At 49.7% G+C, this 19,326-nt stretch carries 11 protein-coding genes; 7 read left to right on the top strand and 4 right to left on the bottom strand.

The window, feature by feature from the left end; translation table 11 throughout:
* Window positions 1-31: 31 nt before the first annotated feature.
* Window positions 32-766 (bottom strand): class I SAM-dependent methyltransferase, encoded by a 735-nt coding sequence (locus AC5RDV_RS00875; RefSeq protein ID WP_282747491.1) that lies wholly within the window; start codon window positions 764-766, stop codon window positions 32-34.
* Between the two features lie 88 nt (window positions 767-854).
* Here AC5RDV_RS00875 and AC5RDV_RS00870 point away from each other — a divergent pair, with 88 nt between their 5' ends.
* Entirely contained in the window at window positions 855-3,317 is a 2,463-nt protein-coding gene (locus AC5RDV_RS00870; protein ID WP_282747492.1) for a heavy metal translocating P-type ATPase, read from the top strand.
* 15 nt (window positions 3,318-3,332) lie between these two features.
* The gene (locus AC5RDV_RS00865) at window positions 3,333-4,175 is read left to right on the top strand and encodes a 4Fe-4S binding protein (RefSeq protein ID WP_282747493.1); all 843 of its coding nucleotides are present in this window, start codon (window positions 3,333-3,335) and stop codon (window positions 4,173-4,175) included.
* Window positions 4,176-4,253: 78 nt separating this feature from the next.
* Here the strand turns inward: AC5RDV_RS00865 and AC5RDV_RS00860 are convergent, their stop codons facing one another.
* Window positions 4,254-4,517, bottom strand: coding sequence for a hypothetical protein (locus AC5RDV_RS00860; protein ID WP_130894099.1), 264 nt, complete (start codon window positions 4,515-4,517; stop codon window positions 4,254-4,256).
* Window positions 4,518-4,849: 332 nt separating this feature from the next.
* Here AC5RDV_RS00860 and AC5RDV_RS00855 point away from each other — a divergent pair, with 332 nt between their 5' ends.
* The 4 genes from AC5RDV_RS00855 (at window position 4,850) to AC5RDV_RS00840 (ending at window position 9,076) form a co-directional block, all read left to right on the top strand.
* A complete protein-coding gene (locus AC5RDV_RS00855) occupies window positions 4,850-6,229 on the top strand; it encodes a PTS galactitol transporter subunit IIC (protein WP_008624147.1) in 1,380 nt (459 codons plus the stop codon).
* 59 nt (window positions 6,230-6,288) lie between these two features.
* Window positions 6,289-7,245, top strand: coding sequence for a 5-dehydro-4-deoxy-D-glucuronate isomerase (gene kduI, locus AC5RDV_RS00850; protein WP_130894097.1), 957 nt, complete (start codon window positions 6,289-6,291; stop codon window positions 7,243-7,245).
* 178 nt (window positions 7,246-7,423) lie between these two features.
* Window positions 7,424-7,864 carry a PepSY-like domain-containing protein gene (locus AC5RDV_RS00845; RefSeq protein WP_172604721.1) on the top strand — a complete coding sequence of 147 codons (441 nt, stop codon included), beginning with the start codon at window positions 7,424-7,426 and terminating at the stop codon, window positions 7,862-7,864.
* 204 nt (window positions 7,865-8,068) lie between these two features.
* A complete protein-coding gene (locus AC5RDV_RS00840) occupies window positions 8,069-9,076 on the top strand; it encodes an N-acetylmuramoyl-L-alanine amidase family protein (RefSeq protein WP_130894095.1) in 1,008 nt (335 codons plus the stop codon).
* Between the two features lie 105 nt (window positions 9,077-9,181).
* Here the strand turns inward: AC5RDV_RS00840 and AC5RDV_RS00835 are convergent, their stop codons facing one another.
* Together AC5RDV_RS00835 and AC5RDV_RS00830 are read right to left on the bottom strand one after the other, a co-directional pair.
* Window positions 9,182-10,888 carry a hypothetical protein gene (locus AC5RDV_RS00835; RefSeq protein WP_282747494.1) on the bottom strand — a complete coding sequence of 569 codons (1,707 nt, stop codon included), beginning with the start codon at window positions 10,886-10,888 and terminating at the stop codon, window positions 9,182-9,184.
* A gap of 97 nt (window positions 10,889-10,985) precedes the next feature.
* Window positions 10,986-17,567: a dockerin type I domain-containing protein gene (locus AC5RDV_RS00830; protein WP_282747495.1), complete on the bottom strand. Its 6,582-nt coding sequence runs from the start codon at window positions 17,565-17,567 to the stop codon at window positions 10,986-10,988.
* A gap of 757 nt (window positions 17,568-18,324) precedes the next feature.
* Between AC5RDV_RS00830 and AC5RDV_RS00825 the strand changes: the two genes are divergently transcribed.
* A complete protein-coding gene (locus AC5RDV_RS00825; RefSeq protein WP_282747496.1) occupies window positions 18,325-19,260 on the top strand; it encodes an Rpn family recombination-promoting nuclease/putative transposase in 936 nt (311 codons plus the stop codon).
* Window positions 19,261-19,326: the final 66 nt, after the last annotated feature.

Raw genomic sequence — 19,326 nt, 5'->3', positions numbered from 1 at the left:
ACGGTCTCCGCGAGGAGGCCGTCTCTTGTATTTATAACACTACGGACAGCCGCGCCAGATAATCATAATGTTCCCCGTCCTGCAACCGTTCCGCACGGAAACCGTTTTCCTGCGCATAGTAGGCCAAAGTGTCGAAGTCCATATAAAGCCACGGGAAAGGTGCGCCTTTCACTCGCTTGTACTGCATCCGGAAATCCAACTCACCGTAGTAACCGGCATTCAGGTCGATGTCCAACGCGCCGTCTTCGTCTTCATAAATATAGCGCAAGTCACTGGAATCCACCAACACGCAACCGCCGGGTGCCAACAGTTGCTTCATGCGCCGGAAAAACAAGGGCATGCGTTCCAACCGCCCGATGATGCCGGAACCGTTCATCAGCATCAGCACCGTATCGTAACATCCGGCGAAAGCCTCGTCGAAGACATCCGCCTCCCAAGCCTGCCTCACCCCACGCCGACGCATCACGTCCACCGACAACGGCGAGATGTCCACCGCCGTCACGTCTAACCCGCGCCTTTGCAAGGCCAGGCTGTGGCAGCCCGCCCCGGCACCGACATCCAATACCCGCCCGCGACACAAGTCCAAAGCTTTCCGTTCCAATGGCGGCATATCCTCCTCTTCACGGAACAACGTGCCGACCGGCATCTCGTCCTCGTCAAACTGCGGGGAGAACACCCGCAGGCGACCGGCCCTGCCTGTCTCATAATAGTCACGGATGGCCTGCCCCATCGGGTCACATCCGGCTTCCAACAATCCGTTCTTCATATTTTTATGTCTTAGAAGCGCAAAGATACGACAAATATCCTCGCCCCTATGCTTATTTGCATTATCTTTGCGGAAAAAGACAAGCAAGATGAACCAAGAACACATAGAAAAAAGGACGTTCCCCGTATTGGGGATGAGTTGCGCCGCCTGCGCCGCACGGGTGGACAAGACCCTCAACGGACAACCGGGGGTGCGCACGGCCTCCGTCAACTACGCGGCGGCCACGGCTACCGTGGAATACGACACGGCACAATGCAGCCCCGAACAACTGAAAGCGGCTTTGCAGGCTGCGGGTTACGATCTGTTGGTGGGCGATGACCGCAAACTGTTGGAAGACCGGGCGGAACAGGCGCACGACGAGAAGTACCGACGCTTGCGGCAACGCACCGTCTGGGCCATCATCCTCGCCCTGCCCGTGGCCGTCATCGGCATGTTTTTCATGCACATGCCATACGCCGACCTCATCTCATGGGCATTGTCCACCCCCGTCGTCCTCTGGTTGGGACGGGATTTCCACCGCAACGCCTGGCGGCAACTGCGGCACGGCACGGCCAATATGGACACCTTGGTGTCGAACAGCACGCTCATTGCCTACGTCTTCAGCCTATTCAACATGCTCTTCCCGGAATTCTGGACGGCACGGGGCGTAGAACCACACGTCTATTTCGAAGCGGCGAGCGTCATCATCGCCTTTATCCTGCTGGGACGACTCTTGGAAGAAAGGGCCAAGGGCAACACATCGACGGCCATCCGCAAGCTCATGGGGCTGCAACCCCGTACGGTCACCATCGTGGACGACCGTGGAGAAACACATGAAATCAGCATCGACAACCTGCAACGGGGGCAAACCGTCTCCGTCCGTCCCGGCGAACGGATTGCCGTGGACGGCACCATCGTCTCGGGCAGTTCGTACGTCGACGAAAGCATGCTGAGCGGCGAGCCTGCGCCCGTAGCCAAACGCGAAGGGGCACACGTTTTCGCAGGCACCATCAACCAAAGGGGGGCGTTCCGTTTCCGTGCCGAAAAAGTAGGAGCCGACACCGTACTGGCTCACATCATCCGCATGGTACAGGACGCGCAAGGCAGCAAAGCCCCTGTGCAACGGTTAGTAGACCGCATCGCGGCCATATTCGTACCGGCCATCATCGGCATCGCCCTCCTTTCATTCGCCTTGTGGTGGGTACTCGCCCCGTCGGACGGTTTCACGCACGGCCTGCTGGCTTTGGTCACCGTGCTCATCATCGCCTGTCCCTGTGCGCTTGGACTGGCCACGCCGACAGCCATCATGGTGGGCATCGGCAAGGCAGCCGAACACGGCATCCTCATCAAAGACGCTGAAAGCTTGGAAACCGCGCGGAAAATAGACACCGTTGTATTGGACAAGACGGGCACGCTCACCGAAGGGCACCCTATCGTCTCGGGTATCTTCTGGGAAGAAGACGGTGCGGCAAATTTGTCCGATATCCTTTACAGCATCGAAAAACGTTCGGAACATCCTTTGGCAGAAGCCATCGTGAAGCACATCCAGGGACGGGAAGTCCCCATCACCGGTTTCAAGAGCATCACGGGTTGGGGCGTGAAAGGATGCCATGGCGGCAAGACGTACTTCGTAGGCAACCGCCGCCTGATTGACGAACACCACATCAGCGTCAGCCAAAGACTGAACGAGATGGCCGATTGGATGAACAAAACGGGAGCCACCATCGTCTATTTTGCCAATGAAAAGGAGGTGCTTGCCGTCATGCCCATAGGCGACCGTATCAAAGAAACGGCAATCGGCATCGTGGCGGAACTGGACGAAATGGGCATAAAAGCATGTATATTGTCGGGCGACAGTTCCTACGCGGTAGGCAACGTGGCCACCGCTATCGGCACCTTCTATTACCAGGCAGAAGCAACCCCGAAAGACAAGGTAGCCTTCATCGAAAAGCTACAGCGTGCCGGACGGAAGGTGGCCATGGTGGGCGACGGCATCAACGACAGTGCCGCCTTGGCCCAAGCCGACCTGAGCATCGCCATGGGACGGGGCAGCGACATCGCCATGGACGTGGCGCAAATGACGATTATCTCGTCCGACCCGTCCAAGATTCCGGATGCCATACGGCTGTCCGCACGCACCGTGCGCACCATCCGGCAGAACCTGTTCTGGGCTTTCATCTATAATATAATAGGAATACCCATAGCCGCCGGGGTTCTCTACCCCCTTTGCGGCTTCCTGCTCAACCCGATGATAGCCGGGGCGGCCATGGCCATGAGCAGCGTATGCGTCGTGACGAACAGCCTGCGGCTGAAACGGGTCAGGCTACAACATGAAGAAACCGAAATTTCAAAATTCTATGCAAAAATGAAGAAAGAATATAAAGTGGAAGGCATGATGTGCGACCATTGCCGCGCACATGTGGAAAAGGCATTGAACAACATCAAGGGCGTGAACGCCATTGTCACCTTAGACCCTCCCGTGGCCGTCATCGAATACTCAGGAGACGTGATTCCCTTGGAAGAATTACAGGCCGCGTTGGCCGGAGAGGGTTACAAAATCTCGGAAATGTAAAGGAAGGAGGAAACCATGCAGTTAGACAAGCTTTGTGTGGCCTACTTCTCGCCCACGCACACTTCGATGAAAATCGCACGCGCCATCGCCGACGGCACGCGCATCGCACGCCGTGAGGAAATCGACCTGACCACCAACCCCGCCGGCATGCCCATTGCGGTACGCAATGCCATCTGCATCGTGGCCGCCCCCGTCTACGGGGGACTTGTGGCCCCGGTAGCCGTCCGGCGCATCGCCCGCCTGCGGGCGGAAAACAGCATCGCCATCCCGGTGGTGGTCTATGGCAACCGCGACTACGAGGATGCCTTGGTACAGCTCCGCGACCTCCTGCACGCCCAAGGGTTCACGCCCCTCTGCGGCGCGGCATTCGTGGGCGAACACTCCTACAGCCGCCCAGGCATGCCCATTGCCGAAGGCCGCCCTGATGCCGCCGACTTGCAGAAGGCCGCCGCTTTCGGGGCGCAGGCATACGGCAGCCTGTTGCGCCAACTGGACTTGCAAAACCCTCCGGCCACGGATGCACGCGACTTCGCCCTGACCTACGACAGCCCGTTGGAAAACCTTGTGACCGCGCCCGCGATGAAGGGCAACGTACCCTACAAGACCCTTGGCCCCTCCACACCGCAGGCCCCGGTAGTGAATGACAACTGCTACGGTTGCGGAGAATGCGTGGACTGGTGCCCCACCGGTGCCATCACCATAGCCGACGGACGCTCTGCCACCCGTGCGGACTTGTGCACCAAATGCTGTGCTTGCGTCAAGTTCTGCCCCGTAGGCGGACGCACTTTCGACACCCCTTATACTGCCATGTTGCACCAGAACTTCAGTGCACGCCGCGAACCGGAATGTTTCGTCTGACAAAATGTCAGTCTTGATGGCATAAGAATCGCTTATACGCCTCCGTATTCGGGCGAGGTGACAAAAAACGTCGGCATTTCAAGCCGACGTTTTTACTTTCCGCAACCGGAAGCAAGGTTTTCGCTTACAAAAAGACACCCTCTCCACACCGCCATGCGGCATGCCCCGCATACCAATGACATCCGCCAGCCTTTTCCCGTGACAAAAAGCATGAGGATTTGGCGCACGGAAATCCGTCAGATAAATCAAGAAAGGCTCTTCTGCCCTCCCTTTTACACCGTTTACCGCCCCCTTTTCCGCCGCACGGAAGACCGTTTCCGGCCGCCAAGCGGACAACTCCATTTTTTTCTACGCCAAAACTTTTTCCGCTTTCAGCCAAACGAAATTCCAATCTCAGGAGATTGAAACCCCGAATTCAAAAGAAATGCGTCATAAATACATAAAACGGGACTTATCCCGATTTGAATTTAACATTTCCTCTCTATTTGAGCCTTTTACGACCCGTCGATTATGCGTAAAAGGCTGACATATTGTCAGCACTTCACGTCCTGCCTCGTCCGCCTTATTTTCCCTTTCCCATCTTTTTTTTCTCAATTCTGTTTGCGTTACCAATAGTTTTATTTAATTTTGCCGCACCTAATCATTTACGAATTAATACCAAGAAAATTAGGAATATGGAAGCTGTATTCGGTTACATCATCGGCCTCGGGGCCGCAGTCATGATGCCCATTATCTTTACCATACTGGGCGTCTGTATCAAAATCAAGTTCGGAAAAGCCTTACAAAGCGGCCTTTACGTGGGTGTCGGCTTCGTGGGATTGTCGGTCATTACGGCGTTGCTCACCAGCAGCCTCAGTCCTTCGCTCTCGAAAGTGGTGGAGATTTACGACCTCAACCTCGAAGTGTTCGACATGGGATGGCCTGCTGCAGCCGCCGTGGCTTATAACACGTCGGTAGGCGCATTCATCATTCCCGTATGCCTCGGAGTGAACATCCTGATGCTCCTCACCAAAACGACAAAGACCGTCAACATCGACCTGTGGAACTATTGGCATTTCGCCTTCATCGGCGCGATGGTCTACTACACGATGGACAACATCGCATGGGGTTTCTTCGCCGCCGTCATCTGTTATATCCTGACGCTGATAGCTGCCGACTATACGGCTCCGAAATTCCAGAAATTCTACGATAAGATGGATGGCATCTCCATCCCGCAGCCTTTCTGCCAAGGATTCATGCCTTTCGCCATCCTCATCAACAAGGCGCTCGACCTGATTCCGGGGTTCAACAAACTGTATATCGACGCGGAAGGCATGAAAAAGAAATTCGGCATCCTGGGCGAACCGCTCTTCCTCGGCGTATTGGTGGGATGCGGCATCGGCGCACTGGCCTGCAAGAACGGGCAGGAACTGGTGGACGGCATTCCGGGTATCCTCGGACTGGGTATCAAGATGGGAGCCGTCATGGAGCTGATTCCCCGCATCACGGGACTGTTCATCGAAGGCCTGCGCCCCATCTCCGATGCCACGCGCCAGATGATTGCCCGCAAATTCGGTGAGAATGCCGGTCTGCACATCGGTATGAGCCCGGCCTTGGTCATCGGCCACCCGACTACGCTCGTCGTATCGTTGCTGCTCATCCCCGTCACGCTGTTCCTCGCCGTCGTCCTGCCGGGCAACCAGTTCCTTCCTTTAGCTTCGTTGGCCGGCATGTTCTACGTGTTCCCCATCATCCTGCCCATCACGAACGGCAATGTGGTGAAGACGTTCATCATCGGCCTTATCCTGATGGTCATCGGGTTGTATTTCGTGACGAACCTCGCGCCCTACTTCACCAGTGCGGCACACGATGTGTTCAACATCACGAAGGACACGGCCGTAGCCATTCCCGAAGGTTTCGAGGGCGGCGCACTCGACTTTGCCTCCAGTCCGTTGGCATGGGTCATCTTCCACCTGACACACACGGTGAAATATGTGGGTCCGGCCGTCCTCGTGGCCTGCACGCTCGGGTTGGCTGCCCTCAACCGCCGCGCCATCGTCCGCAAGAAGTACTAAGACGCGGGCGCATACCACGCATTTGAATCTAACATCACATAATCAAAAACAGAAAGAAAATGAAAAGATTTGCATTGGCTCTTTGCCTCGGCCTCGGCGCACTTTCGGCAAATGCCCAAATGAACTACAAAGTACAGACCGCCTGCCATCCGCAGGATGTCAAGCACTACGACACCGAACGCCTGCGCAGTGCCTTCATGATGGACAAAGTCATGGCTCCGGATGAAATCAACCTCACGTACACCCTCTACGACCGTCTGATTTACGGTGGAGTGATGCCGGTAAACAAGGTTCTGAAACTGGAGAAGTTCCATGAACTCGGACCGGAAATCACCTACTTTTTGGAACGCCGGGAATTGGGCGTAATCAATGTCGGTGGAGACGGTGTGGTAACTGTAGACGGCAAAGCATACGAAATGAAATACAAAGAGGCTCTCTACGTAGGCTGCGGCAACAAAGAAGTTACCTTCAAGAGCAACGACCCGGCCAAACCGGCCAAATTCTACATCAACTCGGCTCCCGCATACAAGCAGTTCATCACCCAGTTGATCACGACAGATGCAAAGTTACAGAAAGCCAACCCCAAGAAATATGTATTGGGCATCTCCGACCATTACGGCAAGATGGAAGAAAGCAACGACCGTGTGGTCAACCAGTTAATCGTAAAAGACGTTTTGGAGAAAGTGAAAGGCGGCGGCACGAACCAACTGCAAATGGGACTCACGGAACTGGCTCCGGGTTCCGTGTGGAACACGATGCCCGCACACACGCACACACGCCGGATGGAAGCTTACTTCTATTTCAACGTAACCGACGGCAACGCCATCTGCCATTTGATGGGCGAGCCGAAAGAGGAACGCCTCGTATGGTTACACAATGAGCAAGCCATCACTTCGCCAGAATGGAGCATCCACGCTGCTGCCGGAACTAGCAACTATAGCTTTATTTGGGGAATGGCCGGCGAGAACTTAAAATACAGCGACAAAGACGAAATCAAATATCAAGATATGCGCTAAGCGTTTGGTTACTACCGCATATACCCATATCCCCGCCCTCTACTCCAAAGGACGGGGATATTTTATTTTACACAGTTTAACACTCCTGCCGTTTGTTTTCCCATTTCTTTCCAGAATCAATCCTTTACTTTGTATCATCAAAAAGAAACAAATGTCTAACTTTCAAAAAATGAACATTATGAAAAAGTTATTATTCTTACTGCTGAGTGTATTCACTTTACAAGTCGCTCAGGCCGACAACGACAAACCCATCACATTCGACAAGCTGCCTGCTAAAGCACAGACCTTCATCAAACAGAACTTCCCCACGGAAAAGGTGGCATTCACCAAAATGGAGAAAGGATTCTTGGACACGAGCTACGATGTCGTGTTTGTCAACGGCAACGGGGTTGAGTTCGACAAGAACGGCGAATGGACAGAATTGGATTGCAAACGCAGTAGCGTACCGACGAAAGCCGTTCCCGCCCAAATCACAAAGTTCGTAAAAGAAAGCCATCCCAATGCTGCCATCCTCAAATTGGAGCGCGACCGTTACACCTACGAAGTGAAACTGTCCAACTTCTGGGAAATCAAATTCGACAAGCAATTCAATGTCATTGACATGGATATGGATGACTAAACAGAAAAAACTGCAAATCCGGATCCGGCACATTCCATCCCGAAAGGGGGGGAATGTGCCTTTTTCGTACCCCTCCGGTTACCGGCAGCTTTTTTCAGTACGCATATCCACAAAAACATATCTTTTCATAAAATAGGTTGTATCACGGCAAAATATTCAAGCAAGCTTAAGATTTTGCATTCGATTTGCATTATCTTTGTGAACATGAACATCCGTAAACTTTTCCTCTTTGCATTTTGGACGAGTTGCTGCCTGACATCGACTTTATACGCCCAAGAACGCGCCAAACCTAAAAACGGAGAAGGCGTATCGACATTTCTTCAACGTTTTGGCTACACTTCCCGTGCAGCCCAAAAGGAGTTTCTGGAAATCAACAAAGGGAAACTGACCCGTGACGGAGGCTTGATACTGGGACGTAGTTATCGGCTTCCCACCGGTAAGAAGTCCGGGAAAAAAGCGCGGGCAGGCAGCCGTAAGACTAGCGTCGTAGAACCGCTTTTCGGCCCGTCATACCAAAACGTATCCGTCCGTTCCCATGAGTTAGACGGTGCTTGCTTATATCTGGTCAGCGGGCACGGAGGTCCCGATCCCGGAGCCATCGGGAAAGCAGGTAACCGGGAATTGCACGAAGACGAGTATGCCTACGACATCATCCTGCGGTTGGGACGTGCATTGATGGAAAAAGGCGCCAAGGTACATATCATCATCCAGGATGAGAAAGACGGCATCCGCGATGACCGATATTTGTCCAACAGCGACCGTGAGACCTGCCTCGGGCAAACGATTCCGCTCGACCAGATAGCCCGACTACAGCAGCGGTGCGATGCCATCAACCGACTGACGTATAAGGACAAAGAGAAATACAAACGTGCCATCTTCATCCACGTGGACAGCCGTGGGCGGAAAGACCAGGTGGATGTATTCTTCTACCACTCTCCCGGCAGCAAGTTAGGAAAACGTCTGGCGGAAAACATTCACAAAACCTTTGAACGGAAATACGACAAACACCAACCGAACCGGGGATTCCGGGGTACGGTAAGCGAACGTTCGCTCTACGTATTAAAAAAATCCAATCCGGCGGCAGCTTTCCTGGAACTGGGCAACCTGCAAAACGAACGCGACCGGAAACGCCTCGTCATCCCGTCCAACCGCCAAGCCTTAGCCGACTGGATTTGCCAAGGTATCATAAAAGATTTCAAAGGGAAACAGTAAAACCGCAGCCCCTATAAGGCAAAAAGAACGCATAGAGGAAATCATCCCCTATGCGTTCTCTTTTTTTAGTGCACGCGCTTCACAGCGCACGCAACTACCAACCTATTATTTCATATAAAACTTCTTCACTGTTCCGTCAGAGTACTTGAAGATGTTGACCTGCCCTTTGACAGGTTCTGCCGCACGACGACCATCTACCGTATAGATGCCGGTAAGTTCTGCGCCATTGGCATTCTTCACGCCATAAATGCTGCTGCCTTTATGGGCTTCTTCAGCATCAGCCAAAACCTTCTCGATTCCGGCTTCGATGGCCGTTGCATCGATCTGGCTTTCGGCCGTCAGCTTCACTTCCTCGTACAAGCCCTTCACTTCGTTGCTGATGGAATCAATGTCCTCCTGCAAAGCAGCAATGTCGGCAGTGAACTGCCCTGCCACCTCTGCATAATCCGTTTCTATCGTTGTCTTAGCGGCGTCTAATTTAGCCTGCAAAGCCCCGATTTCTTCTGTCAGACGGACAAAAGCCTCGTCATTGGCAACCTTGGCTGCCTGTAAAGCCAAAGCGTCGTCCACCATCTTCACGATAGCCGTATCAATGCTAACCACAGGAGCCAACACCTCGTCATAAATAACCGGGAGCGTTTCATTGGCGTAAGCCTCGTCCACAGACTTCCGCAAATCCTCAATACGGGTAGCCACTTCCTGGACGGCATTCACGACGACCGCACTGTCTTTCACGTCAGCAGCCTCCGTATTGATTTTCTCCACGGCAGCCTCATAACGCGTACGCAGCCCCTGTATGGAGTCATTGGCAGGAGTATAGTAGGCGATGAAAGAATTAATCACCTCCATGACTAACTTACCCTCCATATTAATGCCATGCCCTGCATTATCCGACAAAATAATTTCATCCAACGAAAGTTCTGCAACCTCTTGGAAAGTCTCGGAAGCTTTCACAAAGAAAGAAAACACCACACCCGTATCTCCTTTGAGGGTATCACTCGTCAGACCACTCAGCACCAATTTGGTACGACCGTCTTCCAAAATACTGGAAGAGATAGACAAATTCTGTGGTAAACGTTCACCATATTCAAACTTAGGTGCACCGTTGGCCTCCGTATCCAATGACAGTCCTTCGGGCAACGACAACACTGCCTCCATACCACGGACACTCGTATAGTTACGCAAGCCCAAGCTTACTTTTTTAACACTACCGTCGTTCTTCACGCAAATAGAGTCTTCGGTAAGATAGAAAAAGCCCACGTTCGGACTCACATGTGCGGTATAGGACTCAAGGTGGTACCCCTTGATGTTACCGGTCTCTTCGTCAAACTCCGAACTGCTGCCTACAATGTTATCCAACACGATTTCACTGGTTTCCACCATATTCTCATTTGCCTTTACTTTGAAATAAGCCACGGCACCGCGGTCGCCTGCAATATTATAAATCCCATTGGGCTGAATGAGAAGGCGCACCGTCTTGATACCTTTGGCCATATCGTCCATGGAACTTTGCACCTCATTCATATAAATGCTGTGAGAAGAACGGCTCAAGCGCACCTCATCGCGTTGTACGCTATTCGTAACGAAATCCAAGCCTTTGGGAAGCTTGAAGTCCATCTGCAAACCCACCATAGGATCGCTATTCTCCAAATAGACAGAAATCGTCTTCTCTTCTTCCACCTTGATATTGAAATTATCAATGGTGACCTTGTTCTCAGCTTCAGCACTTGCCACAAAAGCCATCACCATGCCCCATATCCATAGGCACTTCGCCGCAAACCGTCGCATCGAAGTATTTGTATTCTTTGTCATACGTTCTGTTTTTATTGTTCTACATTAATCCTTTAGAAGGAAAGCGCGGCCACCTTACGTGGCAGCCACGCTTCCTACACACAGAGACTTTATTCACTTACTTCTTCAAAACTTTCTTCACTGAACCGTCAGCATTACGGATAATGTTGATACCTCTTGTGAACTTGTCCATGATCTGACCGCCCACAGAGTATATCTTCTCTTTCACGCTTGGGTTGGCCTGCACACCATTGATACCGGTTACGCCGCCTTCGCCACTGCCACCGATGCTGTAAAGTACGCCATCGGCATCTGCTGCAAGCACATTGCCTACGGTCATCTTAGAAGCAGCACGACCCGATACTTCCAAATAAACCAGGGCTTCGCCATTTGCGTTAAGCTCTTTATTCTGGAGCGAACTTACCACGATGCGGTGCGTCGTCCCATCGGCCAATGTATTGGAATACAACTGGTGGTCGTCTGCACTTCCACCCAAAGATTCTCCCAACAAAGTTACGCCTGCGGGAAGCGTCACGTCCATCTGACAAGCTACGTAGGGGTTCACGTTTTTCAGAAGGATGGCTACACGCTTCGTGCCTCCGACTTCTTCCATGTTCATCTCTACACTTTCTTCGGTCTGCGTCATCGCAGGCTCTGCCAAACGTACACGAGGTGCCACTTGACTGACCTCCATCGTGTTGTAACCCATAATCTTGTTCGTAAGTTTCGTCAAGTCGGCCACGTTGATGCTACCGTCGTCATTCACGTCTGCGGCATACCACTTGATTGTACCGGCGATAGACTCAGCTTTAGACGGGTCGAGCACATACATCATCAGTTCCGTGTAGTCGAGAACATCGACAACACCATCACGCAATACGTCACCCCGTATGAACGATTCGGTTTCTATCGTCTCACGTACGTTTGCCATCCGTTCTTCCTGCTTTGCAAGTGCGGCCTGAATTTGCGGAAGGGCTTCCTTTACGTAGTGAATCGATGTCGAAACAATATTATTACCATTGATGTCTATATCGACGTAACCGTCTTTAGCCTGTTCGTTATACTCTTCAATTATATTCAAATCCTTATTGACAAGATTCAAAGTATCTCTCAAGGCATCTTCAACTTCGACAATGAATGTATGATTGTTCACAGACTTAACAAGTTCACTCCTGTCACTTTGCGCCTTATCAATCACACCCGTATATTCTATGCCGGAAGCCTTGCAGTCCAAAGAATCGATACGCCACAACACTTTGTCCATAATGGATTTAAGCGTATTTTCGGCATCCACTCCAGCCAACTCGATGTCAGCATAGTATTCATCCATAGCCTTACCGTATTTACTGATATGAGCCGTAATGTCAGCTATACTTTCTGCATTAGCCTTCTCGTCTACCTTGTAATACTCAAAGCCGGTCAACTTGTCTACTACAGTGGTGAGCGAGTCATTCAAATGAGCCATATCAGCCTTGCGAGCCTCGTAAGCCTCATCGTTGAGCGTATAACGTTCCTGATCTTTTGCGATGTCGGACAACAACGTCTTCAAATCAGACAAGATAACATCCATCTTGTGATTCAACTTGTCTTGATAGAACAACATGTTCGCCTTGTTCTGCTCTATACCGTCTTTCACGGCTACCACATCACTTTCAAGTCCGGCCATATCGCCCTCGAATTTACCCTGTACATTGGCATGACATGCAGCAAGCGTCTCTCGTCCAACCTTCACATCTCCTTCCACTTCGCCTGCACGGTCCATAAGAGCTGTGTAAGCATTCTCTGTGGCAGCAGCATCCGTGTAAGTTGCCAGTTTCGTGCGCATGTCTGCAATCCAAGTCTCATAAGCCAGGAATAATGGCTGTTTGGCTTTAGTTTCTGCGTTGGTGATTGCACCGTCATTAGCGGTATCCTTCGTAAAGGCAGCCATTTTTTCCTTGATAGCTGTAGACAAAGCGTTTACTTCTGCCTCAGCGTCAGCATCGCCTTTCACCTTATTCTGTGCGTCGGCACAAGCGGCCTGCAAGACATTGAATTCTGCCAGTATTTGAGCCTGTTCTTTCGTATTGGCCGATTGATAAACGCTTTCGATAGAAGTCGTGATACTCTTGCATTCATTCTCGGCAGTTGTCTTGTAAGCGTTATCCAATCCACCTTTGTAGCGTTTGGTCTCCAAATCGCTCATCAGCCTGTCGATACGAGCTTGCAAAGCCTCCACACCGCAAGCGTCTGTCAGGATATAGGCATCGACATACTTCGCAGCCTCATTCAACGGTGCCTGCAAGGCTTCAACCTTCACAATAAGACCGTTATATACGTCATTGTTGGTCACATATTTGTTATGTGCCGTCTTTCCGCTGACATAAGCATTATACATCGGAGTACCGAACTGTCCTAATTTCACATGCAACTCAGCCATGACATCACCATAAATATGACCCGTGTTATCAGCATACATCTTTTCAGCTTCTGTCAACGTAGGCCGGGTTGCCTTGATATCATCAACGAATTTCTTTCCATCGACTCCTTCAAGATAAGCACCATTCTCATACCATTCTTCCAATTCTGTCAAATGGCTGTTGTATTGGTTAAGGGTATCGGTAGACAATGTCTCCCATTCGTACACTGCAGCAGGTTCTTTTCCATCCGCAATCCAAGCCTCAAAATTAGCGAAATCAGAGACGATGCCGTCCACTTTCGTGATATTGAACTGACCCGGAACGAAATCTTTGATAGCTTTTGCTTTTTCGAGAACAGCCTGAACGTTGGCAAACGCCTCATCAGCCGTAACATAATCGGCATTGACCAATTCTTGATAGGCAGCATCATACAGTTTCTGCGCAGTTCGATATTCACCAGCAAAGAACGTCTGCGTAGCACCTTGCACAGTTGCATCCATTGTATTCAATATCTGGTCAATCTTGCCTTCGTATGCCCGTACGTCGGCCTCATATTGTTTATCAGGGTCGAACAACATCTTGTCTGTATTTTGAGCCTCGCTAAAGGCAGCAAAAGCTTCGTTCTCGATGTTGTTGATTTCTTGAAGGTAGTTTTGGATACTTGTATTCGCTGTTTCTACCGCACTCTTAACGACATTAAGCAGTTCCGGAGTCTGTACCTTGCTAACCTGTCCTATCACATTCACAGCTTCGATGTAGCAATTACGCATATCCTCGACGGCACTGTTAAAGCTATTGTAACGGGTCTGGTTATCAGTTTTCACAGCATCCACGTAACCCTGCTCACGACTTGCTCCGATCGTAACCACCTGCATTCTGATGGTTTGCAATACACCATGTATGGTTCCATATTGTTCATCGGATTTACCCTTCTCAAAAGCTGTGGCAATATCCTTCGCAACTTGTCCTTCAAGTTTGCTCTTCTCCGCCTCTAATTGTTCGATAAAGGCTTTGGCTGCCGTAGTCGGGTCACCTACAGTCAATATGGTATACAAACTGTCCACGGAATTTTTCACAGTTGCGTATTCTGTATCCAGTGTGTTATCTACTTTGATATTTGTCTCAGCATCCTTAGATACCTGCTTTATCTTTTCACAAATATCAGTGTAGCCCTCTCTGAAATTGTCTTCCCGCGTCTGGCAGCTTTCGTCACTATTGTCGTTGTAATGGCTCTTCCAAGCCGCATTCACGTTAGCCACCCAATTATCGAAATCTATCACATACATGCCTTTCGGGTTGGTATTCTCGCCCAACAGGCCATTTACGTAATGGTTTTCACTATTGCCCAATGCCAAATTTGACAGTTCGCCCAATTCCGCTACTATCAAGTTGTGGATATCCGTCTTCTTGGTTTCTACGGCCAATCTTTCGTAAGCAGCCAAGTTCTTCCTGGCCACTTCCAATTCGGTCAATGTCGCTTTCACCTTGCCGTCAATAACCTTCATCGCCTCGTGAATAGCGGCACTGTCATTGTGTAATGTATCGCCCTTATACGCGTTCTCCATCGCCGTCTCCTGCTTACCAAGCTCCGTGGTATAACTTCCCTTCAGGTCATCAAAATGCTTTTTCGACACATCCTTGTCATCAATAGGAGTCCAATTCGCATCAATCTTACCGATATTTCCCGCAATACCATCAGCAACCTTCGTCAGACTTGCCTGTACGGAGTTGTTCTTGGCGTGGATTTCCTTCGCCTCACCGACCTCATCAATGAAGGCACTGACATCCTCAAGAAGTTTCGCCATCTCAGCACTGGCATCAGACAAGGCTGCCAAAGTTTCAGCCTGCTTATCCTCGCTTGTGTAGTCCAAATCAGTTACCGTTTCTTCTATTTTATCTACAGAGTTGTACAATACCGTCTGCTTTTCAAGCAAGTTCTTTGCAAAAGACCCGTAAATCTCCGCAGTCACCGAAAGTCCATCCAAATCATCATTTACAGATTTGATATCCGCAGTGATTTGATTCTTCAAACGGTTGATGGTAATTACGACTACTTGCTGGTCATACCATTCTTTGTGCTTATCGAAAGTTCCCACCAAGGTTTTCACCTCGCCCGTGATACCTGTAGTTTCATTTCCCTTGGCATTGGTTGCCTCCGTCAAAACATTGTTCATGCCGTTAGCATGCGTATCCCCATCGGCATCCTTGGCAACCGTTGCGGCTTTCAAAGCTGTCTGAAGGTCGGACAATGTCTTGTTCATTTCGTCTAACTTGCCGCCATAAGTTGGCAAATCATCGATATTTTCGTCCGGTGTTTCCGTTCCGGTATAGACCGGTACATAACGTCCGTCGCCATTCCCGACCTTGTCCGAAAGCTTTTTGATTTCTGCTTGAATATCAGAGATAGTCTTTGCAGCGTTGTCATAAACCTTCACGACGGCCTTGGCAGTATTCACATAGCTCTGAATTTCGCCTTTAAGAGCTTCTATTTCTGCTTTCTTCGTATCTTTGTTATCGGCACAAGTCCCTTCATCAAAGCTTTTCTTTATATATGAAGAGAATGCATCTATCTCATCTTGCAACGTCTTCTCATCGGTATCTTTATAGATGTCGCCCACCGACACGTCGCCATACTTCAGGGCATGCACTTCTGTCTTGGCCTTATCGAACGCAGCCGTTTGAACATCCAACGCAGCGGTCAATTCCACTTTAGCCTGATAGTTCGGCAAAGATTGGTATTCTTTTTCAATGATGGTATTCAGGCTCTTTGTCACCGGTTCCTTAGCCGTCTCGTATGCACCGCCTTTTTGGGTATAAGCATCCAACGTATACTTCTTGTATTGATTTACGACCTCGGTTTCGATTGCCTTAAGATCGGCTTCGGCTTTTTCCAACTCGGACTTATACTTTTCGGAAACCACCGCGTCTTTTTTCAATTCCGCAAACAATGCCCATGGACTCTTGCCGTCTGTCCTTTCAGCAATCAAAGCCTTGTATATATTGTCATTGTTTTGGATACTGTCCGTATAGAATTTATGCACCTCGTCTGTTTTCTCATACAAACTGTCCAAAGCGTGCGTGTTAGCCTCATATCCCTCTTCTGCGGTCTGATGGTTCTCATTCGTTCCGTTTTTCCTCTCCACGGCCACAATACCCAGGTTCACTTCGTTAAATGCATTGTGAGCCTCAGTACGCATCGTCTCATACAAGCCCGCGAAATCCTGAGGGTCTACCGCTACTTTCATGAAGGCCTGCAACTGTTCGTTATAATGAGCCTTAGTAGAGTTGATTTCCCCCAACACTTCATCATAAGCCGTATGGTTCTTGTCGACATTCACCAACTTATCGGTGAATTTTTTTATTGCTTCCGATGCCTTTTTGGTAAATTCACTGTTGAATGCTGGCGTACATGCAGTAGCAGCAGTACCATTATCATAATAACCTTCAACTTCAACAAGGAAAGCATCGATTGTTTCCTTTGCAGCATTATATTCGTTCTGGGACAACACCTTGGCATAGTCCTGAGCACTTTGCTTGCTGTTTACTCCGTCTGCATCACTTAAATTGCCAATATTTGTATCCCAAGCGCTTTTCAAAGCTGTACTTTGTTCTTCACCGACAGCCTTAGAAGCCGTATAAGCTCTCCAGTTGGCCAAATGCGCCTCGATATCCGTATCAAGTGCCTTGACCTCTGACATGAGCGTACTTCCTTCCACGCCATTGAGGTAAAACTTATATTCACCATACACCGTATAAGCAGCGAAATCACCGGCAGCATCATCTTTCACCCGATTGATTTTTACCGTTAAATCACTATACCGTTTATTAAATTCGGCATATTTATCCGCATCATCCTCTTGGCTCACTTTTGCAATAGCCTTCGAAGCTGCATTAAGCAATGTCCGTTGCGCTCCGGCAAAATCGAATACTAATTCCAACTTGAAACCGCCAACCCGGAATTCCTTTCCCGTCTCGACAGCCTCAATGGCAAGAGTAACCTCGGATGCCGCAGTACCTTCCACTTTGAACTCTCCGTTTGTCAACGCCTTGCCGTTCACCAAGAACTTAGCATTCATCGAGGTAGTAGCCGACAACTTGTATGTACCAGGTAAAAGGGAACCCAAAGACTGAGAAATCGTGGTACCATTTGGAGATGTCAACACACCGTTCACCAACGATGGTTTTTCCGCTCCCACCCATTGATCCACTTCTGTCTTAATCTGATCCAAATTTGCATTGGCATAGGCTGCCATAGAAGCAGATGTCATTGCAAGAACAGAAACCAGTGTCTTCTTTTTCATACTTTTAATGTTTTAAATTCTATACTTATCTTTTAAAGTCTCTTTATTCTTCAAGATGCCCCACCTATCTATATATAGTACAGGCACCCGCCTAATTTTGCATCGGTAAAATTACCTACAATTCAAAAATAACATGCAAACCTAAAAGGTGTTATTCGTGAACCATGCCATTCTTTTCGTGAAAACGCATTACACCTATGCACCCCAACTTCAAAAAAAGAGACCCACCACCCCAAAAGGCAAAAGTGCGCACCCTACTACGGCACGGGCATCCTACCCCGACCTTTTTAAGGGAAGGCATATATCCAACCAAAGATTTTTGTGAAAAGACCCTCCATCCTTCAGGTTACATGGTAATCCACTCATAATTTTGACGTTATAAGCTGAAAGATTTTTCAGGCATCTTTCAGCCACACTTCATTCCGTTTGACTGCAATCGGGAAACCAATCGGCTGAGATTGAAAAATCAATTGGCTGAAAACGAAAAATCAATTGGCGCAGACCTTCTGACGGCATTCAACCATGAAAAGCAACTGAAAGACAGGCATCCTATCCTTCACACTGTAACATACTATATGACAATACATTGCCTCTCATCCTGAAAGATGAAAGATGATTTTTGAACCTTCTTAGGAAGGAAGCATGCGGACAAGAGCCACCAAATTTCAGTCCTCCCTATTTTTTCCTCCTTATCACTTTGTTTTTATCCGATAATTCCTTTTCTTTGCATAGACATAACATCTAACAGACAAATCCTATGGGCGAATTAAAAGACAGATACATACGTTTCGACTGGGCCATCAAGCGGATGCTACGCGACAAAGCCAACTTCGCCGTGTTGGAAGGGTTGCTCACCGTACTCTTCGAGGACAAGACGCAAATCGTGGAAATACTGGAAAGTGAGGGCAACCAGTTGGCCGAAACAGACAAGTTCAACCGCGTGGACATCAAGGCCAAGAACAGCAAGGGAGAAATCATACTCGTGGAGGTGCAGAACACGCGGGAGGTTTATTATCTAGAACGCATTCTCTACGGCGTGGCCAAGACCATCACCGAACACATTTCATTAGGCGAGAGCTATGGAAACATCAAGAAGGTGTACTCCATCAGCATCGTCTATTTCGATTTGGGAAAGGGTAACGATTACCTCTACCATGGGCAAAACCGTTTCATCGGCGTACATGCCGATGACGAGCTGCAAATCACGACCAAGCAAGAAGATGCCCTCTTACCCAAATACCCGAGAGACATCTTCCCGGAATACTACATCATCCGCGTGAACGAGTTCAACAAAGTAGCAAAAACACCGTTGGAGGAATGGGTAAACTACCTGAAGACAGGCGAGATAGAACCTGAAACGAAAGCACCTGGATTGAGCGAAGCACGGGAAAAACTGAAATACTACAGCATGACGCCCGGTGAACGCCATGCCTACGACGAGCATCTCAATGCCATCATGATACAAAACGACGTGCTAAGTACCGCCAAAATGGAAGGCTTGGCAGAAGGAAGAGCCGAAGGAAGGGCTGAAGGAAGGGCTGAGGGAAGGGCTGAGGGATTGGAAGAAGGATGGGCGAAAGGAAAAGCCGAGGGCCTCTTATCCACCGCACGCAAGCTCAAATCCATGGGCATGCCGCCTGAAGACATATCACTGGCCACAGGACTTACGATAGAAGAAATCCAAGAATTATGAGTTCCCGGCATCGTCCCAATAGGGGTGATCGCACAAATGCATGCCACATGCCGGGATAGCGCACGC

Source organism: Paraprevotella sp., assembly GCF_986071375.1.
The sequence above is the reverse complement of the archived record's forward strand: the minus strand, read 5'-3'. Positions and strand labels throughout refer to the sequence as shown.